Genomic DNA, 23,871 nt, shown 5'->3' on the forward strand with positions numbered 1-23,871 from the left:
ACTCGAAACGAGCGGCTATCGACTCCCGCTTTCGGGAGGATATCCGTCGTCTACGTTTCGGGAAATTACTCGCGCACGCCTTTGATGATGCCGCGACGGAGCATCTTGTAGTAGCCGCCGAACTTCTGGTAGTACGCGGACTCGCTCTTCTCGGGCATCTTGAAGTGATTCGTGTCGGCCCAGAACGACAGCGTGTACGGGTACGTGTCGATGAGCGGGAGGTCGTAGTTGAAGTACCACGACAGCGTCTTCACGATTTCCTCCGTCCGGTCCTCCGATTGGGCCGTTTTCAACTCGTTGATGATCTCGTAGAGGTTGACCTCTTCACCACTCCCGCTGACCGTCGTCGCCCCCACCGAGTTGGGGACCGTGGCGATGATGGGCCGACCGTTGAGCTGTGAGTTCGTCTCCCCGTCGTCCAACCAGCCTTTTATCTGCCCACCGGTGCCGATGCGCATCTTGTAGTGGTTGTCGTAGTTGAAGAAGTTGAGCGGTTCGTTCGACTCCCATCCGTGACCGAACGTGGTCACGTCCCACTTGTCCACGTTGAGGAAGTCCTTGTTCCACGTGACAGTGTCCATCGTCTGCATCTCCATGTCGAAGCCGAACCCGTTCAACTGTTGCTGGATTTCCTTTCCGAACGCCGCGAACGCCGAGGCGGTTTGCGTGGTGTACGTGAACTTCACCGTGTCGCCGTCCTCGTCCTTCCACTTTCCGCCCTCTTTCTTGTAGCCTTCTTCCCGCATGAACTTCGCCGCTTGGTCCGTGTCGGCTTTCATCGAGTACGGGATGAGTGAATCGACGTAATCGTTGCCGAGCCACTTGTTCTCCAGACCTTGCGGGAGACCGGACTGGTGTTTCTTGACGAACTTCGCGTCGAGGTGACGCTTGCCCATCGCGGGGAAGTCGAGCGCCGCGGTGATGGCGCGGCGGACGCCGCGACGGCCGACGTGCTTGTTTTTGTAGTTGAAGACCATGGTTCGCGACTGAATCGCCCGCGAGTTGATGACGGTCTTCAGGTGTTCGGGGGCGACGCCCTTCAGGTCCGGCGGGAAGATGCCGGGGCCGAAGTCGATTTTGTCGTTCTTGAGCAACTGATTGGTCGAACCGCCCTTCGAGACGATGAAGTTGAGTTCGTCGAACTCGACGTCTTTGGCGTGCGGGTGTTTGTCGAACTTCTCGAAGACGTACTCCTGTTCGTTCCAGTCCTTCAGCTTCCACACGGAGTTCGAGAGCCCCTTCTCGGCGAACTCTTTGATACCGATTTTGGACTCGATGAGTTCGCTGGTGACGCTCTTTCGTTTGTCGTCGCTGGATGCATCCTGAAACTTTTCGAGCCACTCCCGGTTCTGGTCGCGTCGCGTCCAGAGTCGCCCCTCCTCGACGTTGACGAGGACCGGATTGAGCGCCTTCTTCCGCTTCGACACCATCGTGAAGTCGTCTTCGAGTACGTGTTTCTCGATGTCGCTCGCCCCGGGGTCCATGAGGCGGGCGATCTCCTGCTGGTTGTAGTAGTCCTCCGCCGTGACCTGCGTGCCGTCCTGCCAGTAGAAGTCCTCCTTGAACTTGTACGTCATCTCCAAGGAGTTCGGGTCGTAACTGAAATCCTCGAGCAACCAGTTGTAGGTCTCGTTGGTGTAGTAGTTCGACTGCAGGTAGTCCCACTGCCAGTTCGAGAACTCGATGTTCTGTGCGTAGCGGTTGAAGTTGATTTCGTCGGGGAGTTTAGTGACGGTGTGCGTCGGCGACGCGTCCACCAACGCACCCGAACCCGACGTCGTACCGTTCGTCGTCTCCCCGTTCGTTTCGCTCGTACTGGTGGCGTCGTTCGTCGACGTACCTTTCGAGTCGTTGCCCGAGCATCCGGCGAGGCCGACCGCGATACCGGAGCTAGCTGCTAAGATTTGTCGTCGGGAGAGAGACAGACTCTTCCCCGAACCATCGGGTTTGTTTGACATCCTCAGTCATGGATAATGTTCCTCATTAATAAGATTTTCCCAATCCATCCACCATGTCTCACCGAGATCCCGATCGAGAATTGTAATTTCCGGAACGTATGTATCAACGGTTCGATCACTGAAAATCGAGTGCGGAGCGATCCTCGTACAGTTGGGCGAGCCAAAACCCGGCGAAGACGAGGATGCTCGCCCCGATGGCCGTGGCACCCCAAATCCCGAACATACCCGCGAGGATACCGTTGTGGAATAGTTGCTCTACTGCCACGCCGATGAGCAGCAAGAAGACGCCGAACGCCGATACGATGACCAAGTTGTTCATACTACACCGAACCAACCGAGTTGGTACCTATAAACGTTTCTCACCCCGTAGAAACACTTCCACCGAGCGTGCACCTCCCGTGAGGACTGCAAGACGGTGTGCGATTCGGTCGATCGCGGTTCGCTCGGCATCCAGCGGAACACAAGGTTAATGTGCTATCATACCACGATACCCGTATGAATCGACGGAGATTACTCGCTGCGACAGCGCTCGCGTTTCCGCTCTCCGGCTGTGTCGGTCGGAGTCTCGACGAGGTCGGAACGACGACGGAGACGGTAGACGAGGACGTACCACAGAAGAAGGGCGGCGAGGAGACGGTCGAAATTCAAGCCGAAGCGTTCTCCCCCGGAAAGATCGAAGTGAACGTCGAAGGGACCGTCCACTGGGAGAACACGAGCGACTCCGCACATCAAATCGAGAGCACCACGTACACCGAAGACGCGGAGAACTGGTCGTTTAGCGAGGAGGTACCGAGCGGCGAAACCGTCTCGAAGACGTTCGAGAAGCGAGGCGTGTACCAGTACTACGACCTCAACGCGGGCCAGTACGCAATGTGTGGCGTGATTCTGGTCGGTGGCGCGAAGTCCGACTGGGAATCCCCCTGCATGGGATAGCCGTAATCTGCACCCCGTTTCGAACTCGTTTTCGCTTTTCATACGGCCGTAGTGCGACAGCCACCGGAAGGAGTCGCTCCTACATCCGTTTGCAGAGGAGCGCCATGCCGCCGAACAGCGTCGAAAAGACGAGTAGCGCCGCGATGTTCAACAGCGTGACGGCGTAGGCGGCCGTTCCCGGTCGGACGACTACCAGGGAGACGGCCGAGAGGGCGAGAAAGACGAGACAGATTCCGAACAGCATGATGAACTGCGGCCGGTACTCACAGAGGTGAAAGAGAAAGCTGTCGTCCTCCTCGATGTCGAAGAACTCCTCGGAACTATCGTCCGTCGTCACGTCCGTCGCCTCCCGAGGGCCGCGCGCCGTGGCGAACGAGGGGGAAGAGTGACGGTTCGAGGGATGACTACGGCGACCATACCAACGGGTACCCGGCCACGTACCGAAAATCCGTCGGTTTGGTGGGAGTGAGTCAGTTCGAGAGGGGAAACGTCAGGGCGAGATGTGACTCGGTTCGTCCCCGTCGTCGTCCGACGATTTGGACGAGTGACGCGCCCGGAGGCGCGGGTTGAACACCCGGTCCATCCCCTGCGAGAACAGGATGAGCCCTATCGAGAGTGCCAAGAGCGTGAGCATCGGGAACCACAACCAGTGACCGCGGAGGTGCCAGTTGGTCACCGCAAAGTTATCGTACGCCATCTTCATCATGACTCCCCAATTAACCGTCGTGAACGGGAGCACGCCGATGTAGTACAATCCGACGGATTCGAAGATGACGCCGCGGGCCGCGTTCGCGCTGTTGATGGTGATGTACGGCATCAGTTGGGGGACGATGTCGCCCCGAAGGATTTCCTTCGAGGAGAATCCCATCGTCCGGGACGCCTCGACGTAGGACTCCTCGCGGATGGTCAGCACTTGGGAACGAAGTTTCCGCGCGAGTCCCGGCCAGTTGTCGATGGCGAGAATGAATCCGACCACGAACGGGTTTTTCGGCTGGTAGATGGCCGCGAGGAGGATTATCAGCGGAAGTCCCGGCATCGTCAGCACGATGTCGGTGAACGTCATCAGAACGGTATCGACCTTCCCACCCTTGTAGCCCGCCGTGGTACCGATGAGGACGCCGATTCCGGTGGCAACCACCGCACCACTTAACGCCATCTTCAACATGGCAGGCGTCGCGTAAACGATCTGAGCGGCGATGGATTGGCCGTTCTTGTCCGTGCCGAGTATGAACTCCGTACTCTGGAACGGCCCGATGTCGCTGGGATACATGCCGATCAGGGGTTTGGTCACGAAATGCGGGCCGACGGTTCCCATCAGAATGATAGCCGTGATTATCGACAGTCCGATAACCGTTCGAACGTCGCTGAGGACGATCTTCCCGGTGACGACGACGTAGTCGTAGAACATGCGAGAGGCGCGTTCCTTGACCGTCGGCGGTTCCGTTTTCTTCTCGGCCATCAGTTCGAATATCGGGTTGTCGCTCGCCTCGCCGCCGTCGCATCGAATCTCCGGTTTGTCGGTCATCGTTTAGTAACTCTCCTTTCCTTTCTCGTTCACACGGGGGTCAACCAATCCGTAGGTGAAGTCGGCCACGAGAATCCCGATGATGGTAATGACGGTGAAGAAGATGAACGCGCCCATCATCAGCGGGTAGTCCCGTTTCATCACCGCGTCGAACGTGTACCAACCGACGCCGGGGTATCGGAAGATGGTCTCCATGATGATGGAACTCCCGAAGATGCTCGCGATACTCATCATGAACCCGGTGTACATGGGCAAGAGCGCGTTCCGACCGACGTAGCGCGTCGCGATTCGGTTGCTACTGATGCCGCGGAGTCGCGCGACGCGGACGAAGTCCTCGCCGATAATGCGGATGCTGTTCCCGCGCATGCCGAGCGCGCCGCCCCCGAACCCGAGGATGAACCCCGTAAGTATCGGAAGCGCGCCGTGATGGACGACGCCGAGCATGAACGGGACGTTCATCCCGGGCGTCGTCGCCGGGTTCATCCGCCCGCCGGTCGGGAACCACCCGAGGTCGTACGCCAAGAACGACAGCATGAGGATGGCACCGACGTAGTACGGAATCGAGTGCATGACGATGATGACGGTGGTCATCGCCTTGTCGAAGCGCCCGCCCTCCTTGTACGCCATCAGCGCGCCGATGATGATGGTCATCGTGATACCCGACAACAACCCGTAAACGCTGACGAACACGGACCACGGCATCGCCCGAAAGAGGATGTCGAAGACGGGTTCGTTGAGGAAGATCGAACGTCCGAAGTCGAAGTGGAAGAGTATCGATTTCAGATATTGAACGTACGCCACGTAAATCGGGACGTCCGGTTCGACGTTCGTGTATATCTGGACGAGTCGATTCACTTCTTCGATACTGCGGGAGGATTTCTGGAGTCCGAGACCCCCTGCCGACATGAGTTGTGCCCGCATCACGTCCATCGGTCCTCCGGGGAGGACCCGGTACATCACGAACGTGACGGTTATCACGGTGATGAGGGTGAGAATCGCTTGTCCGATACGACGAGCGTAATAGTTCATGAATCCGGTGAGAGATACTCACAAACACATTAATATGTTTTTTGTACACTTATCCGACATAAATAGTCAAACGAACCCACCGATGTGTAACCCGTGGTTTCAGCGGGGCGAACCGACTCAGTCCTCTTCGCCGGTTCGTTGGCGGAGCGTCGCCCCCACTGGCGACCCGTCGAGGCGCGATGCCACGTCGCCCGCATCGATGCCGTCGGCCAGCGTCGTCAACGCCGCCTCGTACACTGACAGCGTTTCCTCGATGTCCTCGTCCGTGTGGCTGTAGCAGGGAAGATGGCTGCCCGCGAAGAGAACGCCGCGTTCGTGACATTCCTGCATGAAGAGGCTCTTTCCCATCGTGTCCGGGTCGCCGTTTTCGTCGGTAAACGCGATGCTGGAGTGGGGCGCGAATCCGGGAACCGAAACGCGGGAGTCGAGGCCGAGCGACTCGGTTATCTCGCCGATTTCGGCACGTATCGTCTCGCCCTGCTTCCAGAGGTGTTCGTGGACGGGTTCCGACCGCTGAACCGTGATGGCGGCCTTCGCCGCGGCGAGGGAGAGGGCTTCCCCGGCGTACGTCGTCGAGAACATGAAGTCGTCGTCGCCCAGCGTCCTCATCACGTCCTCCCGGCCCGCGAGCGCGGCGACGGGATAGCCGTTCGCCATTCCCTTGGCGAAGCAGGCGAGGTCGGGAATGACGCCGAAGTACTCCTGTGCGCCGCCGAGCGAGAATCGAAATCCGGTCAGAACCTCGTCGTAGACGAGTATCGTATCGTGTTCGTCACACAGTTCCCGAACCCGCTCCAGAAAGTCATCGCGCGGCGCTTCGAGGTGCGCCGCGACCATCACGACGGCCGCCACGTCGCCGGGGTGCGCGTCGAAAATCCGCTCTAAACTGGCGATGTCGTTGTACTCGAACCGCTCCGTGTACTCGCCGACGGCGTCGGGAATCCCCCTGTCGAGGTTCGAATGGCTCGACATCCAGACGTCCGGCCAACCGTGGTAGCCGAACGTCGCGACGACGTTCCGCCCCGTGTGCGCCCGTGCCAGTTTCGCGGCGAGGGTGGTCACGTCGTTCCCGTTCTTCGCGAACTGGACCATCTCGGCACACGGGACGACTTCGGTGAACAGTTCCGCGACTTCCACGTGGAGGGGATGTTCCAGCGTGAACATCGTCCCGTCCGCCAATTGGCGCTCGACAGCGCGCGTCACTTCGGGGTAATCGTGGCCGAGCGTCACCGGCCCGAGCGACATCGTGTGATCGATGTACTCGTTGCCGTCCACGTCCCAGACGCGACAACCCTTCCCGCGTTCGAGGTGGGTCGGCGAGACGCCGTGGACGAACTGCGTCGGGCTCTTGCTCCCGGTCTGTGAACCGCCGGGAACGACCCGATTGGCCCGCTCTTGCAGTTCCCGTGACCGTTCTATCGACCGAGTGCCCGCCGCTACCGAGGGATCTCCGGACATTAGTAGGTGGATTGCCGGTTCCGTGATGATAAGTGCTTCGTTCACATTGAACACAGAACCTGCTCGCTAGAAACGCTGAATCCGCACGCCGAACTCTATTCCCGACGTGCGCCGACGCGTTGGGCCAGCGCGCAGGCGTGTTCCACGACGCGCTCCTCGACGGACGGGTCGAAATCACCCGGATTACCCCACGCTCGATTCGCCTCGTATCCGCCTTCGTGCAGGACGCGGACCGTCGGCACGTACCCGAAGCCGTCGTTCGCGTACGCCGAGACCCAGACGTCGCCCGACAGTTCGTCCGCGACGAGATGGGAGTAGCCGACGACCGCCTCCCCGGCGAGCGCCACCAACGTCAGATCCGACCCGAATCCGACGGCCTGAATCGGATAGGATTTCGTCGCCACCGTTTCGTCCCCGCCGTTCCCCTCTCCGTCGGGGGACGTGAACGACAGCGTGGTCGCCTCCAAACAGCGTTCGAGCGGCCCACCGGCCGGTTTCCGCGGCGCGTCGAGAACCGCGTTCACGGCGTTCGCCATCGTCCGGCCGTGCTGTTTCGTGAGGGCGAGCGACCCTTGCGGGTACGCCTTCTGGTCGCCAGCGCATCCGATGAGGAAGACGGCCGTCGCGTCGGGGTGGTCCGATTCGAGGAACTCCATCGCGTACCCCGGCCAGTCGCCGGTGACGCGGTTGTGGACGTTCACGGACGTCGGATGGCAGGCGTAGCCGAAGACGATTGCCTTCAAGCCGTCGTCCGTTTCGGCTGCGAGGACCGGAACTTCGTGGTTCGTCGGGCCGTCGGGATAGGGCGAGAAGGCGATGCCGTCCGCCGTCGGCCGACGGCGACTCATGGCGATGGAACACCGACCGCGGGTGTGGGAGAGTTCGGCCGGTTCGAGGTCCGAAAGCGCCCGTTCCACCGCGGAAAAGAGCGCCGTTTCCAGTTTGGCACGATACGCGGCGATTCGTCGCGACTCCTCGTCAACGTCTTCGAGCGATTCGTCGTTCGCGTCCTCGACCAACTCGTCCTCCCGAACGCCGTACGCGGGGGCGTAGTGCGTGTGGGTCACGGTCAGAAGGAGCGATTCCGGCGGGAGGTCGAACTCCGCGGCACAACGCTCGGCCAACCAACGACGGAGCGACGGCCGCACCGAGAGTATCTCGACGCTCACCATCACTTGCCGAGTCCCCGTCGCATCCTCGATAGCGACGGCCTTCGCGTGGACGTCTTGGTCGATTCCCTCCATCGGTCCGTCGCGGGCGGCGAACCCCGCGAGCGGCAACGATTCATCGTCGGGCGTGATGGTCGCCGTCGCGGTTCCGACCCGCCACGGGTGACTGTTCGTCTCGCTCGCCGTACCGCTGTCTGCATGAGTCATGTTCGTCAGCGTACCGTGGCGGGCACGGATAATAAACGTGCGTCCCGGAACTCGGTGTCCGGACTCAGTCCAGCAACGAACGGAAGTTGCCACTTCGAACGGCGTCGGCCGCGTCGTCGTCCACGGGCAGATACGGGACGACGTAGCCCGATTCGAATATCGTCAACGGCACGCCCGGTCCGCTGACGAGGTGCTCGGTCCCGATTTCGCTCACGACCTTCTCTAACTGGCCGGGATGGTCGATAAACAGGTCGCCGAGAACGAACAGCAGGTCGCCGGACTCACCGTCCGCGACCATCGCGTGCCGCTCGTGGAGCGTCTCGGTCTTGATTCGATAGGCGTCCTGCCACGCGTCCGCGACGACGACGTCGGTTCGGGGGCACGCGAGGAGGAACGACACGATGGCGTCCACCTGTTCGTCGCGCCAGCGTGCGGGTTTGCCGCGGAAGTCCTCGAATCCCCGGAGTTCGAACCGCGGGTGGCGACCCCGCTGGTCTTCGAGCGTCGCCACGAACATTACGGGCACGCCGAGGTCCGCACAGCGACGGCCGAGTTCGACGGCCGCCGGGTCGTCGAGGTCGTAGTCGTGGTAGTTCGGCAGCAGTTTCACCCCCTGCATTCCCAGTTCCTCCACACACTCCTCCAAATCCTCCTCCCACGCAGCGTACCGCGGGTTGACCGTCGCGAACGGGACGAATCTGTCCCCGTGGCCGTCTATCGCCGCCGCCAGCGTGCGGTTTCCGGGGTGAACGTCGCGGTAACAGACGCTCTCCAACGACGAAACGACCGCCGTGTCGATTCCCGTCTCGTCCATCGTTTCGAGCACGCCGTCGACCGAAGCGTCGAGTTCGCGGAACGGCCAGTGGCCGAGATACGCGTTCGCGTCCACGACGTCGCCGCTCGCCCGTTTGCGGTCCGACTCGCGGAACCGTTCGACCGCCTCCTCCCGCAAGTCGGCCAATTTTTCGTCGGAATAGCCGTACGGGTCGTCGTCGCGGAGGAGCGACGCCATGTTGTACGCGACGTCCGCTTTCTCCTCGGGAGTCAAGTCGCTGCCGTGGAGTTTCCCCACGCAACTGTAGAGGGAGTTGTCCGTGCCGAACACGAGACGGTCGGTTCCGAGGTACTCGGCGGCCATCTCGACCATTCCGGCGTCACAGACGCTCCCGCTGATGTCGAGGAAGACGTTCTCCTGATGCCGGATGTTCTTTATTCGGTACTCCCAGTCGCCGCCCCCGCCGATGTGGCTCGCGAGTATCTTCAGGTCCGGGTACTCCTTCGCCAGCGCCAGCACCTCGTCGCTGAACGACTCGTTGGGCAGTTCCTCGCGCCGTTCGACGCGCTGCATCGTGTGAATCTTGACGGGGACGTCCATGTCGATGGCCGCCTCGGCCAGCGGGAACACCCGCGGGTCGTCGCATTTCACCTCGTAGGTGAGTTTCAGTCCGAGGAGGTCGTCCTCCTCGATAGCGCGGCGAAACTCCCTCGTGGCGTCTTCCCATTCGGGGTTCACCCTCGCCCACCCGTGTAGCAAATCCGGGTTTTCGCGGACGAGTGCCGCCATTGTCCGGTTCGATTTCCGGCAGGTTTCGACGTCGGTTCCCATGGTCTGCATGATGGCGCAGAACCGGTCGATTCCGAGCGTCGATGCGAGTTCCCGAAGCCAGTCGGCGAACCGGTCGCGGTCCTCCCGCGGACTGGTCGGCGTCAGCGTAACGGGGCTCAACCCCGTGTGTATGTGACAGTCAAACATCGTCAGTACGGGTACTCAGCCGGGGCTAAAAGAAGCTCTCGGTCGCGGCGACCACGGGTTTTAAGACCTTCATCGCTCATTCGGAACCATGGAAATCACCGGTGTGGAGGCGTTCGCCGTGAACGTCCCGCTCGTGGACCTCGAAGACGGTGGCATCGCCCCGTACGTGACGAACCACAACGAACTGACCGACATGGACCGCATCCTCGTCCGCGTCGATACGGACGAAGGAATCTCGGGGTGGGGCGAGATGCGCGTGTTCCTCTCCCCGGAGGCGACCATCTCCGTCCTCGAAGACGGCATCGCGCCCATGGTCGAAGGTCACTCGCCGTTCGAAACCGAATCGCTCCGCCGTCTCCTGTTCATCGAGTACACGAACGTCGACCTGTTTTTCACCCCCATCGAACTCGCCTGCTGGGACATCGTCGGAAAGTCGCTCGGAAAGCCGGTCTACGAACTGCTCGGCGGATGGACGGCACCGGACTCGGCCTCGCGGAAACACCGGAACCACGTGACCGAGTACGAGAGCGCCGGGAAAGTCGAGTTCGCCTACTGCCTCGGCATCCTTTCCCCGGAAGAGTCGAGGGCGAAAGCGGCCCAAGTGCTGGACGAGGGATACAGCGTCCTGAAGACGAAGGCTGGACGGGACTGGAAACAGGACGTGGCGCGAATCGAGGCGATGCACGACGAGGTTGACGGCGAACTGGAGTTCCGACTCGACCCCAATCAGGGATGGACGCTCGACCAAGCGGTGCGCGTCGGCGCGGCGCTGTCGGACGCCGGAATCTACCTCCAGTACATGGAACAACCGATTCGCGTCGATTCGCACACCTCGCTCGCGCGACTGCGCGAACGCATCGACCAACCCATCGGTCCGAACGAGGACACCTATATCCCACACAATCTCCGCGGGTTGATTGAGGCCGGTGCGGTGGACGTGGCCGTCCTCGACATGACGCCGTTGGGCGGAATCGCGGGACTGCGACAGGCCGCGAGTATCGCGGAGGACGCCGGACTGCCGTACACCCACCACTGCGCGTTCGACCTCGGGGTCCGCACCGCGGCGATTCTCCACGCGGTGTACGGCATTCCCGGGTTTTCGCTCCCGCCGGACACGGTTTACTACGGGTGGGAGGACGACGTCATCGAGGACCCGTTCGTCATCGAGGACGGTTCGATGACCGTCCCCGACGCGCCGGGACTCGGCGTCGAAATCGACCCCGACAAACTCGACGCGTACCGTATCTGAGCCGCGGTTCGTTTTTCGTCCGGGGGGTGCGAAACGGTTATTACGCCGCTCCTGTCTGTATCAGATGGTAATCATGAGCGACAACGAGCTTGCGGGTGAAACCGCGGTGATCACGGGGGCGTCGAAAGGTATCGGACGGGAGATAGCGGAACACTTCGCCGCGGCGGGCGCGGACGTCGTCATCTGCTCGCGCGAACAGGGGGACATCGACGAGGTGGCGACGGAAATCTCCGACGGAGACGGCGGCGACGCCCTCGGCATCGAATGCGACGTGACGGATTCGGCGGCGGTCGAGGCGATGGTCGACGCCGCACTGGACGAGTTCGGCGCCGTCGACGTGCTGGTGAACAACGCGGGGGGCATGATTCGGGACGACAACCCCCACCGAATCGACGAGGACGTTTTCGACCGAAACATCGAGGTGAACCTGAAGGGACAGTACCTCGTCGCGAGCGAACTCCTCCCGGTCATGGTCGAGAACGGCGGCGGGTCGATGGTTCACATGGGGTCGGTGAACGGAATCTTCGGCATCGGCCTCACGGCGTACTCCGCGGCCAAGAGCGGGATTCTGTCGCTGTCGCGGAACATCGCGACGCAGTACGGGCGGTACGGGATTCGGTCGAACGTCGTTTCGCCGGGCACCATCGAGACGCAAAACCGGGAGAACGAGATGACCGAGACGGAGGAGAGACAGGGAGGGGAAAAGACGGCGCGCGAGGAGTGGATAGACCAGTACCCGCTCGGGCGGTTCGGGCGACCGAGGGAGATCGCGGAAGCCACGCTGTTTCTGGCGTCCGACCGTGGTGGGTTCGTCTCCGGGACGAACCTCGTGGTCGACGGCGGACTGACCGCCGGATTGGATTCGACGTTCCAGACGGCCATCTACGACGCTGACGACCGTCCGGTCAGAGACTGATTCTTTCTTTCGGCCGTGGTATTCGAACCCATCACAAGGTACATTAGCGATGGGTTCCTCGGGGGAGTCGAACGGCATGCACATCTGTAGCTTCCGGCACGCGACTGCGTCGGCTACGCAGTTGGGTGTGGTAGACGACGGAATCGTCAGCACGATAGAAACCGAATCGACGTCGCTCGACGCGGCCCTCGCAGACGGCGACGATTGGGATTCGCTCCTCGAACGGGCGACCGGAGCGGAGTTCTCGGTGGACGAAATCACGCTCGAATCGCCCGTCGAACGGCCGACGAACCTCGTGGGAATCGGCTTGAACTACGTCGGCCACGCCGAGGAGGGCGGGTTCGACGTGCCGGAGGAACCGGTCTTCTTCGCCAAGTCGCCCACTAGCATCACCGCCCCCGAATCGACCGTGGTCAAACACCCGGCGGTCGAAAACCTCCACTACGAGGGCGAGTTCGGCGTCGTCGTCGGGAACACTCTCTCCCGCGCGAGTCCCGTGGAAGCCCGAGACGGAATCTTCGGGTTCACGGCCGGAAACGACGTGACGGCGCGGGACATCCAGTACGACGATCTCGACGCCGCGAACCCGTGGTATCGGTCGAAGAGCATGGCGACGTTCACGCCGCTCGGTCCGTGGGTGACGCCGGTCAGCGAGGGGGTCGACCCCGACAACGCGAGCATCGAGACGCGACTGAACGGAAGCGTCGTCCAGTCGTCGAACACCGACGACCTCGTGTTCGACGTGGGCGAGGCCCTCTCGTACGTTTCCCGCTTCGTGATGCTCGCGCCGGGCGATGTGGTTCTCACCGGCACGCCCGCCGGGGTCGGCGAGATGGTTCCGGGCGACACGGTGGAAGTCGAAGTGGAAGGCGTCGGCACCCTCACGAACACGGTAGGGTCGCCATGAAGTTCGGCGTCTTCCTCAACCAGTACTACACGCCAGACAGCGGGTTCGACGCGACGGACCTCTACGAACAGGCGGAACTGATGGAGGACGTCGGGTTCGACGGCGCGTCGCTCGGGGAGCGACACATCCACGAGGAGGGATTCGTGGAACCAATCACGGCGCTGTCGGCGCTCGCGGCGCGCACCGAGTCGCTCGAACTGTCCACGATGGCGATGTTGCCCGCGCTCTACAACCCGATTCATCTCGCGGAGTACGTCGCCATGATAGACGAACTGTCCGGCGGTCGGATGCGTTTCGGTGCCGCCATCGGCTACCGCGAACGGGAACTCGAACCGTTCGGCGTTCCGACGAAGGGGCGGAGCAAGGTCTTCATCGAGGCGCTCCACCTGCTGAAACGCCTCTGGTCGGAGGAGAGCGTCACCCACGACGGGACACACTGGTCGTTCGACGACGTGTTCATCAGCCCGCGACCCGAGAACGGCATCCCGCTCTGGATCGGCGGCCACGCCGACATCGCCATCAAACGCGCCGCCTACCGAGGCGACGGGTGGATCGCAAGCGCCTCCTCGACGACGGAGGACCTGAAACACCAGATCGGCGTGTACGAGGACGCGTTGGACGAGTTCGGAAAGGACCGCTCGAAGAACGACGTGATACTGATGCGGGACTGCTTCGTCGGCGACTCCGTCGAGGAAGCGCGTGACACCATCGAACCGTACCTGCTGACGCTCTACCGGATGTACGCCCGCTGGGGCCAGACCTACATGGACGAACACGAAGTCGAGGTCGATTACGACGAACTCGCCGAGAAGTTCGTCATCGGAACGCCCGACGACTGCATCGAAAAGCTCCGAACGTACGAGGACCTCGGTGTGGACCAGGTGTACATCCGATGCCAGTTCCCGGGACAGCCACAGGACCTCACCCTCGACTGCCTCGAACGGTTCGGCGAGGAGGTCATCCCGTCGTTCGCATGAGCGTCGAAACCGTCGGTTACATCGGGTTGAATCATCACCACTGCGAACCCTACCTCGCGACGCTCGAAACCCTTCCCATCGACGTGACCTGTGCGTGCGAATTGGACTCGACGTTCGACCCGGAGAGCGTGGTCGGACTCGGAAAGGTACCCATCTACGACGACCCCGAGACGCTGCTCGCCGAGGAGGACGTTGACGCCGTGGTCGTCAGCCTCTCGAACCGGAAGACGCCGGGCGTCATCGAACTGGCTGTCGAGGCAGGGGTGCACGTCTACACCGAAAAACCGGTCGCGCGCACCGCCGCCGAACTCGAACCGCTCATCGAATACGTCGCAGACGCGGACGTGACGGTCGGCGTCTCCTACACGTGGCAGGGACACCCCATCACGGAGCAGTTGAACGAACTCATCGAAACCGGGTTCTACGGGGACCTCAGGGCGTTCGAGGCGCGTTTCATGGCATCGAAACTCGACTACCGCGACACGTCGCACTTCATCTTCGACGCGGACGCGAGTCGCGGCGGGATCCTCCAGTGGCTCGGCATCCACTGGATACAGTTGCTCACGTGGCTCCTCGAAGAGCCAATCGTCCGTGTCAACGCGCGAACCTCACACGGGACGCCCGACGTCTCGGTGGAGGACGGCGCAGCCGTCCAACTCGAATCCGCGTCCGGCGCGCTCGGCACGCTCCAGTGTGGCTACTACCTCGGCGAGGAACTGTACGACACGCAACTGAACCTCTACGGAACCCGCGGGCGGAGCATCTGGGACCCGATGGGCCGTGAGTTCGGCTTCGACGGCGAGACGACCGTCGAACTCGACTCGTTCGGCGACGAGTGGGGAAGCACGCCCCACCGAACCATCGTCCACGATTACGACCCGGCACCCGGATACGGCGGCCGCCCCGGACGGGAGTTCATGGAGGCGTTCTTCGACGCCTGCGAGTCGGGCGACGAACCGCCCGTCGGCCTCGACGCCGCGCTGGACGTCCTGAAAATCCTCGACGCCGCCTACGAGTCCGCCGAGACGAACGAGTGGGTCGCCGTCGAGTAAGCTAATTTTTCGAACGCGGCCATCAGAGGCCAAACGGAAACAGCACCGGTTTGTTCTCCTCGGTCAACTGCCCGCCGTACTCGCAGTGTTCGAACGCTTCCGCGTACTGAACCTCCCGTCCTCGCTCCTCCCCGTACTGTTCGACGAGCAGGTCGCGGTAACGGTCCGCGACGGCGGCGAACTCGGGCAGGTAGCGGTTCCGCAACCACTCGCGGCGTCCCTCCTCGTCGTCCGGCACTTCGTCCGCCTTTCCGATGTTGTACGGGAGCCATTCGTACATCTGTGACTCGTGGCAGTGGAGCATCGCCATCTTCTCGTCGATGACGTCGTCGATGGGGACGACGACGTCCGGGTCGAACGGCGTCGGTTTCCGGAAGTCGTCTTGGAGATGGGCGATGATGGGGTTGTACGTGAGGTGCGGCGTCCCGGTGCAGATGTTCGGGACTGTGACCATGTAGGCGGCGTCCTGCACCAAATCGGCGGTGTAGCGGTGGTCCGGATGGTAGTCGTTCGGCCGGTGGGTGACGACCAAATCGGGTCCGTACTCCCGAATCAGCCGAATCACCGTGTTTCGGTTCTCGATGGACGGCGTCAGTTCGCCCTCGTGGATGTCGTAGGTGACGTACTCGACGCCGATGACGTCGGCGGACTTCTGCGCCTCGGCCCGACGGCGGCGGGTGAGTTCGATGCCGCCGATTTCGTGGTGGCCCGCCTCGCCGTTGGTGAGCGAGACGAACAACACGTCGTGGCCGAGCGCGCTGTACTTCGCCGCCGTGCCGCCGGCGCGCAGGTCGGGGTCGTCCATGTGCGCGCCGATAATCAGGATACGAAGTCGGTCCTCGGGGACCGAAACGTCGAACGTCGGAACTGATACGTCGAATTCGGGCATCGAATCTACCTCTCGCGGAGGGGTACAAAACCGTTTCCGAGGAAATCTTTATCGTCTTCCCCTTTGAGGTCCATCTGTCCGATGTCAGAGTTAGCGCGTAACGGTGGGCCGAGAGCGGCCGAACCGTTGCAGATTCCGGAATGGCCACAGATAACCGACGCGTGCAGGGAGTACGTCAACGACGCGCTCGAAAGCGGAAACTGGTGCCGAAACGGCGGCGGAACGTACTGCGACCGGTTGGAAGCCGAATTCGCGGACTATCACGACGCCGAACACGCCATCGCGGTGAGCAACGGAACCATCGCCATCGAGTTGGCCCTCCGCGCGTGCGGCGTCCAACCCGGCGACGAAGTAATCGTTCCGTCCTACTCGTTCATCGCCAGCGCGAGCGCGGTGCCCTACGTCGGTGCCGTCCCGCGGTTCGTCGATACGGACCCGGAGACGTACAACATCGACCCCGAGTCGCTGGAGGAGGTAATCACCGACCGGACGGTCGGCGTCGTCGGCGTCCACTTCGCCGGTTATCCCATGGATTTCGACGAAATCCTCCCGATAATCGAGGACAACGACCTCTTCCTGATAGAGGACGCCGCACACGCACAGGGGAGCGAGTGGAAGGGACGGAAGGTCGGTGCCATCGGTGACGTGGGGACCTTCTCCTTCCAAGAGAGCAAATCCCTGCCGAGCGGCGAGGGCGGTATCGTCGTCACCGACGACGACGTCATCGCCGACCGCATCCGTCTGATGCACAACATCGGCCGCCTGCAAGGCGAGACGCGATATCACCACCGAACGCTCTCCTCGAACGGTCGTCTCTCGGAGATGGCGGCGGCGCTCGCACTCGCCCAACTCGAAAAACTCCCCGGGGAGAACGAGAGACGGGAGCGAAACGAAGCCGTACTGCGTGAGGAACTCGACGCCGTCGACGGTATCACCACCAAGCCGCGGGACGAGCGAATCACGGCCCGAGGATACTGCCTGTTCAACTTTCGGTACGACGAGGACGCCTTCGGCGGGCTGAGCCGTGACGCATTCATCGAGGCGATGAACGCGGAGGGCGTCCCCGTGGGCGACGGCTACGAGATGCCGATTTACCGCCAACCGGCGTTCTACCGCGAACAGGTTCGGGCGCTGTTGCCCCAGGATACCGCGCTTCCGAACTACCGAACGCTCCACCTTCCCGGCGCGGAGCGACTCTGCCGGGAAAACGTCGCCTTCTCGCACAAAGTCCTCCTCGCAGACGAGACGGGAATCCGCTCCATCGCGGACGCGATTCGCAAGATCCAGGCGAACGTCGACGAACTGCGGTCGCGGGACTGATCTCTCGATGACGTTTCGTGCCGGAAGCGCGACGCACGATATAACGCCGGATTCACCGGTCCCGATGAGCGGCTACGGGGCCAGAGACGGTTTCTCGACGGGAGTCCACGACCCGCTGTCGGCAAAGGCGTTGGTTCTGTCCGACGGCGCGACGACGGTCGGCATCGTCGCCGCCGACCTCCTCAACGTCTCCCGCGAACTCTCGATTCGCGTTAGGAGACGACTGTCCGCCGCCGGAATCCACCTCGACGAACTCGTTTTGACCGCGACCCACACCCACGCCGGACCCTACGTCCCCGCACCGGTCATCGACCGCGACCCGTTGCTCGCGGTCGAAGCGGACGTTTCGGAAACCGTCCGGGAAATCGAGAACGGGGTCGTCGGGAGCGTGACGGACGCCCACGGTGTACTCGAATCCGCCACCATGTCCGTCGGGCGCGCCGTAAACACGAATGTGCCGATCAACCGCCGCGCCGCCGGTGGCGTCGGCGGCAACGTTCGGATGCCGCACGGTCCCGTCGACCCGACGGTCACGGCGCTCGTGGTGACGACCGAATCGGGAACCGAAACGGTGCTGTTCAACTTCGCCTGCCATCCCGTCTGCACGACACCGGGCGAGACGCTGCTCTCCGCGGATTGGCCGGGCTACGCCTGCGCCCACGTCGCCGCGGAGACGGGGGCCGAACGAGTGCTGTTCGTCAACGGCGCGGCGGGCGACATCAACCCGCGAGACTCGTCCGAACCGCGAGAGGGGGAGGAGGTGTACTCCTACATGGAGGACGTCGGTACCTCGGTCGGAGAAACGGTCGTTCGCGCACGCGCGCGAGCAAAGGAATCGGACGCTATCGTCACCCCGCGACTCCTCGCCGACCGTCGGGAACTCCGCCTCCCGCTGAAGTCGGTCCCGCCGCGCGAGGAAATCGTGGCCCGACTCGCCGACCTCGGATCGGAAATCGAGCGGCTCGAAGCAGACGGGAACGACGACGCCATCGCGAGTCGTCGGTGGAACCAGCGATACGTGCAGTCCCTGCGCGGCATCGCGGACTGGGACGCGAAACGGCTCCCGGCGAGCATGGGATACGTCGAAATCGGTCCGGTCGGAATCTTGGGGATGCCGGGGGAGATACTCCTCGAACACGGCCGTCGCTTCGCTTCGCGTGCGACCGCCGAAACGCTCGTGTTGGCCGGATACGCGGACGGCTACGTCGGCTACGTGCCGACCCTCGCCGAGTTGGAGAACATCGGGTACGAGGTTCGAATGGCGAAGATAGCGCCGGAAGCGATACTCGAATTCCGCGACGCGGGGTTCGATTTGGTCTCCTGATCAGTGTATCCACTCGTCTTCCATCGTCTCCGGCGCGACGGTCTGCAGTTCGTCGTTTTTCACGAACCCTTCGGGACGACCCCGAAGCTGTTCGACCATCCGTTCACGCCACTCCCCGACCAGCGACTCGTCGTCCGGGTCGGCGCTCAAATCGACCGTCTCGCCGGGATCCGTCGTGAGGTCGAAGAGCAGTTCGTCGCCCGTCACGGGGTAGTAGATGTACTTCATCCCCTCGTCCACGATGAACTGGTTCGCGTTCTCCACGTCGTAGGTTCCGGGCGTGTGTTCTCCATGATACCACTCCCGCCAGTCGGTTCGTTCCGGGTTCTCCACGAGTTCGAGCAGGTTGCGGCCCTCGACCGAATCGGGGATGGCCGCCCCCGCCACCGACAACAGCGTGGGCATGATGTCCTCCAGTCCGGTCGGTCGGTCGATAACCTGCTCGCGGTCGGCCTCCATCGCCTCGTGGAACTTCATCAGCATCGGCACGCGGGCGGACCCCTCGTAGCCGTACGATTTCCGCCAGAGGTAGTGGTCGCCCAGCATTTCGCCGTGGTCTGCGCACATGAGGATGAACGTGTCATCGAGTTCGTCCCGAACTCGCAGTTTGTCGAGGACGCGTTTTATCTGCTGGTCGATGTGGGTGATGAGGCCGTAGTATCCCGCTCGCGCCCTGTGTTCGATGGTGGGCGAGAGGTCGGCGACCCACGCTTGGGCCATCGGATACGTCGGAACCTTCTCGCCGTAGAACTCGTCGGCCCAGTCGCCCCGATACGGACCCGGTATGTCGCGGTCGACGTACATGTCCCAGTACGGTTGCGGCGGGTCGAACGGAGTGTGCGGACGGACGTAGGAGAGGTTGAGGAAGAACGGACGGGTCGGGTCGCGTTCGTCCAGGAAATCGAGCGCGCGGTTCGTCGTCCAGTTCGTCGGGTGATAGTGTTCGGGGAGATGCCACGGGCGGGGATCCCACGAGTTTCGCCCCAATCCGTGGGACGTCTCGTCGAACTTGCCGTCGCTCTCGCGTTCCATCCACTTCGTGTAGTCGTCGTCGGGGAAGTCGAACAACCCCTCGTGCTGTTCGATGTCCTGAAAGCCGCAGTGGTTGCGGTTCGGGATGGAGTGGAGTTTCCCGGTGAGTTTCGTCTGATACCCGGCCTTCGACAGTTCGCCGGGCAGCGTCGTCTCGAACGTCCACGGGGTCGTCTTCCACCCGGGACAGCCGTTTCCGTACGCAGTTTGTCCGGTCAGAAGGCTTCGGCGCGCCGGGATGGACGACGGCGACGGGGAGTAGTTGCGCGTGAACATCGCGCCGTCGCCGACGAAACTGTCGAGGTTCGGGGTGTGAATGAGCGGTCTGCCATCGCCGTCGACCGGACTCGCGGGGTCGGCACCGATGGAGTCGCCTCGGTGCTGGTCGGTCATGATGAACAGGATGTTCGGTCGGTTGGCCATGTGGACACTGCGCACGGCGCGGATAAATAGATGTAGGCGCGAGAGGGTCGAACGGCGTCACGTGGGGGGGTCAGAACTTATCGAGCGTCGACCAGAACCAGTCCGAGCGGGCAATCCTGATCGCCAGTTCGCCCGTCGAATCGACTCGCCCTCCGTCGAGCGAACACCCCTCGTGGAGGCGAACCATGGGGGCCTCACCGGTGGCATCGAGCATCGTTTCCCCGGAGAGCGACACATCGGCGTCGGCAAGCGAGTCCGCGAGCGTGCCGAGCGGGGGTTCCCAAACGATGCGTTCCCGATCGCGCTCCGAAAGCGCGTTCCAGCAGTCGATACGGAACCGTTCTTCGTCCCCGCCGAGATACCCGATTTCGTGACAGACGGCGGTCCCTTCGGTCACGGAGTAGGCGAGGTAGCCGCGGACCTCGCCACCCTCCTCGTACAGGAGAACGTCGTCTCGATCCACCAGTTCGCGGAGTACCCATCCGTTCCAGAGCGCGGACGGACGGGCGAACGTCCCGTCCCGTCGGCCGAACGACCGACGGTACAGGTCGACGAGCTCGTCGAGGTGCCGGTCGGCGTCGAACGAAACCCATTTCGAGCCATTGCCGGAGCGAGACGGAAGGGTCGGCGGATCGGCGACGACGTGTTTCGTGGACGGAAGCCGTCGCCACCCGAGGCGCGAGTAGAATCCCGGGTCGCCGATGAGGAACGAGACTGAGACACCGCGTTCGACGAGGAAGGAGGCGGCCGACCGTAGAAGCGTGCTGGCGTGCCCCTCCCCGCGGTGCTCCGGGAGCGTCATCACGTTGCCGATGGCCCCCACATGTTCGAGCCGTCCGCCGAGGAAACACTGGCGCTGGTAGATTTGAAGCGAACTGGCGATTTCGCCGTCGACCAGCAACAGCAGGGTGTTTTCGAGGGGTAACGACGGCGCGTCCATCGTGCGCCGTCGGAAGAGTTCGAACGTCTCGTCGGGGAACGCGCGTCCGGCACGGGCGGCCGTTTCCTCCACCTCGTCCCAGTCACTCGCCGAGCGAATTTCCGGTGATTCCGTCATTGGAGTACGTGGGAAACCGCATCATTTAGCCCTTCGCACTGGTCGCGTGACACGAACGGGAAACCAATCTTTAGGACCGGTCCGTGCGTGGAAGTGACATGGGTACCCGCACCCGCATTCACGACCGTTTGGAATCGAACGACGCCGCCCTCGGCGCGCGCGCGACCGCAATCTCACCGACGTTGGTTGAAGTGTACGGACGGTTGGGGTTCGACTTCGTGTGGGTCGACCTCGAACACACCGGCCCGAGCGCGGACGACGCGACGGCGCTCGAACACCTCGTGCGCGCCGCCGACCTCGCCGGAACCGAGTTGCTCGTCCGTATTCCGGGACGGGAGCCACACGTCGTCCGCAAAGTCCTCGACGCGGGCGTTCGAACCGTCCTCGTCCCGCGAGTCGAAACGGCAGCGGAGGTCCGCGCCGTCGTCCGAGCGGGCCGGTTCGCGTACGACGGCGGACCGGGGGACCGCGGCGCGGCGGCCGGGTACTCGTCCCGATGGGGGAACCCGCCGGACGGATATCCCATGCGGGAGGACGAAACCGTCCGTATCGGCGTCATGCTGGAAAACGAGACGGCCGTCGGGAACGTGGACGACATCCTCGCGGTGCCGGACCTCGGCTTCGTCTTTGTCGGACCGAGCGACCTGTCCATCTCGCTCGGACACCCGTTCGAGACGACCCACCCGACCGTACTCGACGCGATAGAGACGGTTCGGACGGCCGCTGTCGCCGAAAACGTCCCACTGGGCGGCATCAGAAACGGAGTCGAAGAAGCACGAGAGGCGGTCGAAGACGGCTATCGGATGCTCCGAATCGGCGACGAGGTTTCCGCGGTACGGTCGGTGTTAGGACCGCGATTGGACGGAATCAGGACTGGCGACTGACAAACGTTCGACCCAACCACGACCGAGCGTCATTCGAGCAGCGACCGGACGTTTCCGCTCCGAACCAAGTCGGTCTCCGCGTCGCTCAGGGGGAGATGTTCGACGTAGTTGTAGTAGGAGTCGAAGATCCTGAGCGGGAGTTTCGGCCCCACGACGAGGTGGTCCGGACCGACCGTTGCCGCGATTTCGGCCACCTGATGGGTGAAGTAGAGGAAGAGGTCGTCGATGGTGAACAGCGTCCGACCGGTTCGAACCGCGTTCTTCAACCGAACGCCCTCCTTTTGCTTCGTGCAGGTCTCGCGGTGGACGCGCTCGACGTTCGACCAGAGGTCGGCGACGATGACGTCCGTCTCGGGACATGACATGAGCAAGTCGATGAGAGCGTCGATGTGGTCCTCCGTGAAGTACCGCGACCCCCCGTCCTCGTACCCGCGCAACAGGACCCGCGGATGGCGGCCGCGCTGGTCCTCGAGGACAGCGGTGATGATTACCGGAACGTCCAGTTCGGCACAGCGGTCCAACAGCGCCTTCGCCTCCGAGTTGTCGAGGTCGTAGTCGTGGTAGTTCGGCAACAGTTTCACGGCGCACATTCCTAAGTCGTTCACGCACTCGTCCAGGTCCTGTCGCCAAGCGGTGTAGTCGGGGTTAATGGTCGCGACGGGAATCAGTCGGTCCTCGTAGCCACGAAGCGACTCCACGAGTTCGCGGTTCCCCTCGTGGCAGTTGCGGTAGAGGACGCTTTCGAACGAGGAAACGAGCGACTGGTCCACTCCTTTTCGGTCCATCAGCGAGACGAGGTCGTCGGGCGAGGAATCGAGGGAGCGGAACGGCCAGTGGCCGACGCAGGAGTTCACCGTGACGATGGTCTCCTCGCGCGGTTGGGCGCGCTCCTCGAACCGGATCCGTGCCTGTTCACGTCGCTCTTCCAGTTCGGCCTCGTCGTATTTGTTCGGAACCGTGTCGGGGAGCAGGTCCTCCATGTTGTACGCGATGGTCACTTTCTCCTCGGGGGTCAGATCGATACCGTCGAGTTTCCCGACGCCGGGGAGGAGCCACGTGTCGGTCCCGTGGACGAGGCGGTCGACGCCGACGTACTCGGCGGCCATCTCTATCATGTCCGTCTCGCAGTTGCTGCCCGAGATGTCGAGGATGACGTTGTCCTGATGTTCGACGTTCTTGATTCGGTACTCCGCGTCGCCGCCGGCGACGATGTGGGCGGAGATGAGTTTCAGGTCGGGATACCGCCGTGCGAGCGCCATCACGTCCTCGGTGTGCGCCTCGCTCTCGTCCCAGTTTTCCTTGTCCACGTCGAGGCGTTGCATCACGTGGGCGATGATGGGGACGTCCATGTCCACCGCGGCCTCGGCGAGGGGGAAGAACGCCGGGTCGGAAATCGAAGTGGTCGTCGGCATGAAGTGGTGTTTCAGGCCGAGGAGGCCGTCCTCCTCGACTGCCCGACGAAACTCCCGTACCGCCTCCTCGCCGAGTTCCGGGTCCACTCGCGCCCATCCGTAGAACAGGTCGGGGTACTCCTCGACGTACTTCGCGACGATTCGGTTGGACTCGTAACACTCCTCGATGGTCGTTCCGACGTTCCCTATCAAACAGATCCTGTCCACGCCGAGGGCGTCCATCTCGCCGCGTATCTGTTCCGCCCGTTCCGCCCGTTTCTCGGCCGTAGACTCGTCCTGCGTCCACAGGTGAAAGTGACTGTCTATCATCGACGAACGAATACCCACACCCGGTCGAATTAAACTTTCTGTCGGCCGCAAGGGAGGTAGGAGAAGGCTTATTCGCCGATCGTGTCAT

General features: G+C 62.6%; 21 protein-coding genes. 9 read left to right on the forward strand and 12 right to left on the reverse strand.

Annotated elements, in window-relative coordinates; translation table 11 throughout:
• Window positions 1–65 precede the first annotated feature (65 nt).
• Window positions 66–1,958 carry an ABC transporter substrate-binding protein gene (locus tag LJF34_RS23085; RefSeq protein ID WP_231188182.1) on the reverse strand — a complete coding sequence of 631 codons (1,893 nt, stop codon included), beginning with the start codon at window positions 1,956–1,958 and terminating at the stop codon, window positions 66–68.
• A gap of 115 nt (window positions 1,959–2,073) precedes the next feature.
• The gene (locus tag LJF34_RS23090) at window positions 2,074–2,277 is read right to left on the reverse strand and encodes a hypothetical protein (protein WP_231188184.1); all 204 of its coding nucleotides are present in this window, start codon (window positions 2,275–2,277) and stop codon (window positions 2,074–2,076) included.
• Window positions 2,278–2,453: 176 nt separating this feature from the next.
• On the opposite strand from LJF34_RS23090, the gene LJF34_RS23095 reads away from it, so the two are divergent.
• A complete protein-coding gene (locus LJF34_RS23095; RefSeq protein WP_231188186.1) occupies window positions 2,454–2,891 on the forward strand; it encodes a plastocyanin/azurin family copper-binding protein in 438 nt (145 codons plus the stop codon).
• A 79-nt stretch (window positions 2,892–2,970) separates the two neighbouring features.
• On the opposite strand, the gene LJF34_RS23100 is transcribed toward LJF34_RS23095, so the two are convergent.
• The 6 genes from LJF34_RS23100 to LJF34_RS23125 all read right to left on the reverse strand — a co-directional run bounded on the left by LJF34_RS23100 (window position 2,971) and on the right by LJF34_RS23125 (window position 10,032).
• On the reverse strand, window positions 2,971–3,228 hold the full coding sequence (locus tag LJF34_RS23100) for a hypothetical protein (RefSeq protein ID WP_231188188.1): 258 nt from the start codon (window positions 3,226–3,228) through the stop codon (window positions 2,971–2,973).
• A gap of 153 nt (window positions 3,229–3,381) precedes the next feature.
• Window positions 3,382–4,416 carry an ABC transporter permease gene (locus tag LJF34_RS23105; RefSeq protein ID WP_231188190.1) on the reverse strand — a complete coding sequence of 345 codons (1,035 nt, stop codon included), beginning with the start codon at window positions 4,414–4,416 and terminating at the stop codon, window positions 3,382–3,384.
• Window positions 4,417–4,419: 3 nt separating this feature from the next.
• Window positions 4,420–5,445 (reverse strand): ABC transporter permease, encoded by a 1,026-nt coding sequence (locus LJF34_RS23110; RefSeq protein WP_231188191.1) that lies wholly within the window; start codon window positions 5,443–5,445, stop codon window positions 4,420–4,422.
• A gap of 117 nt (window positions 5,446–5,562) precedes the next feature.
• Entirely contained in the window at window positions 5,563–6,903 is a 1,341-nt protein-coding gene (locus LJF34_RS23115) for an aminotransferase class III-fold pyridoxal phosphate-dependent enzyme (RefSeq protein WP_231188192.1), read from the reverse strand.
• A gap of 95 nt (window positions 6,904–6,998) precedes the next feature.
• Window positions 6,999–8,279: a neutral/alkaline non-lysosomal ceramidase N-terminal domain-containing protein gene (locus tag LJF34_RS23120; protein WP_231188193.1), complete on the reverse strand. Its 1,281-nt coding sequence runs from the start codon at window positions 8,277–8,279 to the stop codon at window positions 6,999–7,001.
• Between the two features lie 64 nt (window positions 8,280–8,343).
• Window positions 8,344–10,032, reverse strand: coding sequence for an amidohydrolase family protein (locus tag LJF34_RS23125; protein ID WP_231188194.1), 1,689 nt, complete (start codon window positions 10,030–10,032; stop codon window positions 8,344–8,346).
• Between the two features lie 88 nt (window positions 10,033–10,120).
• On the opposite strand from LJF34_RS23125, the gene LJF34_RS23130 reads away from it, so the two are divergent.
• From LJF34_RS23130 to LJF34_RS23150, 5 genes are all read left to right on the forward strand, one after another.
• Window positions 10,121–11,281, forward strand: coding sequence for a mandelate racemase/muconate lactonizing enzyme family protein (locus tag LJF34_RS23130; RefSeq protein WP_231188195.1), 1,161 nt, complete (start codon window positions 10,121–10,123; stop codon window positions 11,279–11,281).
• A 73-nt stretch (window positions 11,282–11,354) separates the two neighbouring features.
• Entirely contained in the window at window positions 11,355–12,197 is an 843-nt protein-coding gene (locus LJF34_RS23135; protein ID WP_231188196.1) for an SDR family NAD(P)-dependent oxidoreductase, read from the forward strand.
• A 49-nt stretch (window positions 12,198–12,246) separates the two neighbouring features.
• A complete protein-coding gene (locus tag LJF34_RS23140; RefSeq protein ID WP_231188198.1) occupies window positions 12,247–13,104 on the forward strand; it encodes a fumarylacetoacetate hydrolase family protein in 858 nt (285 codons plus the stop codon).
• On the forward strand, window positions 13,101–14,081 hold the full coding sequence (locus LJF34_RS23145) for an LLM class flavin-dependent oxidoreductase (RefSeq protein ID WP_231188199.1): 981 nt from the start codon (window positions 13,101–13,103) through the stop codon (window positions 14,079–14,081). Before LJF34_RS23140 ends, LJF34_RS23145 begins: the two co-directional genes overlap by 4 nt.
• A complete protein-coding gene (locus LJF34_RS23150) occupies window positions 14,078–15,133 on the forward strand; it encodes a Gfo/Idh/MocA family oxidoreductase (protein WP_231188200.1) in 1,056 nt (351 codons plus the stop codon). The genes LJF34_RS23145 and LJF34_RS23150 overlap by 4 nt, the downstream gene beginning before the upstream one ends.
• A 22-nt stretch (window positions 15,134–15,155) precedes the next feature.
• On the opposite strand, the gene LJF34_RS23155 is transcribed toward LJF34_RS23150, so the two are convergent.
• Complete coding sequence (locus LJF34_RS23155) at window positions 15,156–16,022, reverse strand: PIG-L family deacetylase (RefSeq protein WP_231188201.1); 867 nt, start codon at window positions 16,020–16,022, stop codon at window positions 15,156–15,158.
• A gap of 81 nt (window positions 16,023–16,103) precedes the next feature.
• Here LJF34_RS23155 and LJF34_RS23160 point away from each other — a divergent pair, with 81 nt between their 5' ends.
• Together LJF34_RS23160 and LJF34_RS23165 are read left to right on the forward strand one after the other, a co-directional pair.
• Complete coding sequence (locus LJF34_RS23160) at window positions 16,104–17,342, forward strand: DegT/DnrJ/EryC1/StrS family aminotransferase (protein ID WP_231188202.1); 1,239 nt, start codon at window positions 16,104–16,106, stop codon at window positions 17,340–17,342.
• Between the two features lie 7 nt (window positions 17,343–17,349).
• The gene (locus LJF34_RS23165) at window positions 17,350–18,666 is read left to right on the forward strand and encodes a neutral/alkaline non-lysosomal ceramidase N-terminal domain-containing protein (RefSeq protein ID WP_231188203.1); all 1,317 of its coding nucleotides are present in this window, start codon (window positions 17,350–17,352) and stop codon (window positions 18,664–18,666) included.
• On the opposite strand, the gene LJF34_RS23170 is transcribed toward LJF34_RS23165, so the two are convergent.
• Together LJF34_RS23170 and LJF34_RS23175 are read right to left on the reverse strand one after the other, a co-directional pair.
• Window positions 18,667–20,121 (reverse strand): arylsulfatase, encoded by a 1,455-nt coding sequence (locus LJF34_RS23170; RefSeq protein WP_231188204.1) that lies wholly within the window; start codon window positions 20,119–20,121, stop codon window positions 18,667–18,669. It lies immediately after the preceding gene.
• Between the two features lie 70 nt (window positions 20,122–20,191).
• Window positions 20,192–21,178, reverse strand: coding sequence for a GNAT family N-acetyltransferase (locus tag LJF34_RS23175; protein ID WP_231188205.1), 987 nt, complete (start codon window positions 21,176–21,178; stop codon window positions 20,192–20,194).
• 98 nt (window positions 21,179–21,276) lie between these two features.
• Between LJF34_RS23175 and LJF34_RS23180 the strand changes: the two genes are divergently transcribed.
• Window positions 21,277–22,062, forward strand: a complete 786-nt coding sequence (locus LJF34_RS23180; protein ID WP_231188206.1) for an aldolase/citrate lyase family protein — start codon at window positions 21,277–21,279, stop codon at window positions 22,060–22,062.
• A 29-nt stretch (window positions 22,063–22,091) separates the two neighbouring features.
• Here the strand turns inward: LJF34_RS23180 and LJF34_RS23185 are convergent, their stop codons facing one another.
• Window positions 22,092–23,783, reverse strand: coding sequence for an amidohydrolase family protein (locus tag LJF34_RS23185; RefSeq protein ID WP_231188207.1), 1,692 nt, complete (start codon window positions 23,781–23,783; stop codon window positions 22,092–22,094).
• Window positions 23,784–23,871 lie beyond the last annotated feature (88 nt).

Origin of the sequence: Haladaptatus sp. DYF46, from assembly GCF_021083305.1 — an archaeon.
Taxonomy (GTDB): Archaea; Halobacteriota; Halobacteria; order Halobacteriales; family Haladaptataceae; genus Haladaptatus.

Coding starts and splice junctions, on each gene's coding strand:
- LJF34_RS23135 (WP_231188196.1), top strand. CDS start 11,355: ATGAGCGACAACGAGCTTGCGGGTGAAACCGCGGTGATCACGGGGGCG.
- LJF34_RS23130 (WP_231188195.1), top strand. CDS start 10,121: ATGGAAATCACCGGTGTGGAGGCGTTCGCCGTGAACGTCCCGCTCGTG.
- LJF34_RS23140 (WP_231188198.1), top strand. CDS start 12,247: ATGGGTTCCTCGGGGGAGTCGAACGGCATGCACATCTGTAGCTTCCGG.
- LJF34_RS23180 (WP_231188206.1), top strand. CDS start 21,277: ATGGGTACCCGCACCCGCATTCACGACCGTTTGGAATCGAACGACGCC.
- LJF34_RS23170 (WP_231188204.1), bottom strand. CDS start 20,121: ATGGCCAACCGACCGAACATCCTGTTCATCATGACCGACCAGCACCGA.
- LJF34_RS23095 (WP_231188186.1), top strand. CDS start 2,454: ATGAATCGACGGAGATTACTCGCTGCGACAGCGCTCGCGTTTCCGCTC.
- LJF34_RS23125 (WP_231188194.1), bottom strand. CDS start 10,032: ATGTTTGACTGTCACATACACACGGGGTTGAGCCCCGTTACGCTGACG.
- LJF34_RS23145 (WP_231188199.1), top strand. CDS start 13,101: ATGAAGTTCGGCGTCTTCCTCAACCAGTACTACACGCCAGACAGCGGG.
- LJF34_RS23105 (WP_231188190.1), bottom strand. CDS start 4,416: ATGACCGACAAACCGGAGATTCGATGCGACGGCGGCGAGGCGAGCGAC.
- LJF34_RS23120 (WP_231188193.1), bottom strand. CDS start 8,279: ATGACTCATGCAGACAGCGGTACGGCGAGCGAGACGAACAGTCACCCG.
- LJF34_RS23155 (WP_231188201.1), bottom strand. CDS start 16,022: ATGCCCGAATTCGACGTATCAGTTCCGACGTTCGACGTTTCGGTCCCC.
- LJF34_RS23085 (WP_231188182.1), bottom strand. CDS start 1,958: ATGTCAAACAAACCCGATGGTTCGGGGAAGAGTCTGTCTCTCTCCCGA.
- LJF34_RS23160 (WP_231188202.1), top strand. CDS start 16,104: ATGTCAGAGTTAGCGCGTAACGGTGGGCCGAGAGCGGCCGAACCGTTG.
- LJF34_RS23150 (WP_231188200.1), top strand. CDS start 14,078: ATGAGCGTCGAAACCGTCGGTTACATCGGGTTGAATCATCACCACTGC.
- LJF34_RS23110 (WP_231188191.1), bottom strand. CDS start 5,445: ATGAACTATTACGCTCGTCGTATCGGACAAGCGATTCTCACCCTCATC.
- LJF34_RS23115 (WP_231188192.1), bottom strand. CDS start 6,903: ATGTCCGGAGATCCCTCGGTAGCGGCGGGCACTCGGTCGATAGAACGG.
- LJF34_RS23090 (WP_231188184.1), bottom strand. CDS start 2,277: ATGAACAACTTGGTCATCGTATCGGCGTTCGGCGTCTTCTTGCTGCTC.
- LJF34_RS23175 (WP_231188205.1), bottom strand. CDS start 21,178: ATGACGGAATCACCGGAAATTCGCTCGGCGAGTGACTGGGACGAGGTG.
- LJF34_RS23185 (WP_231188207.1), bottom strand. CDS start 23,783: ATGATAGACAGTCACTTTCACCTGTGGACGCAGGACGAGTCTACGGCC.
- LJF34_RS23165 (WP_231188203.1), top strand. CDS start 17,350: ATGACGTTTCGTGCCGGAAGCGCGACGCACGATATAACGCCGGATTCA.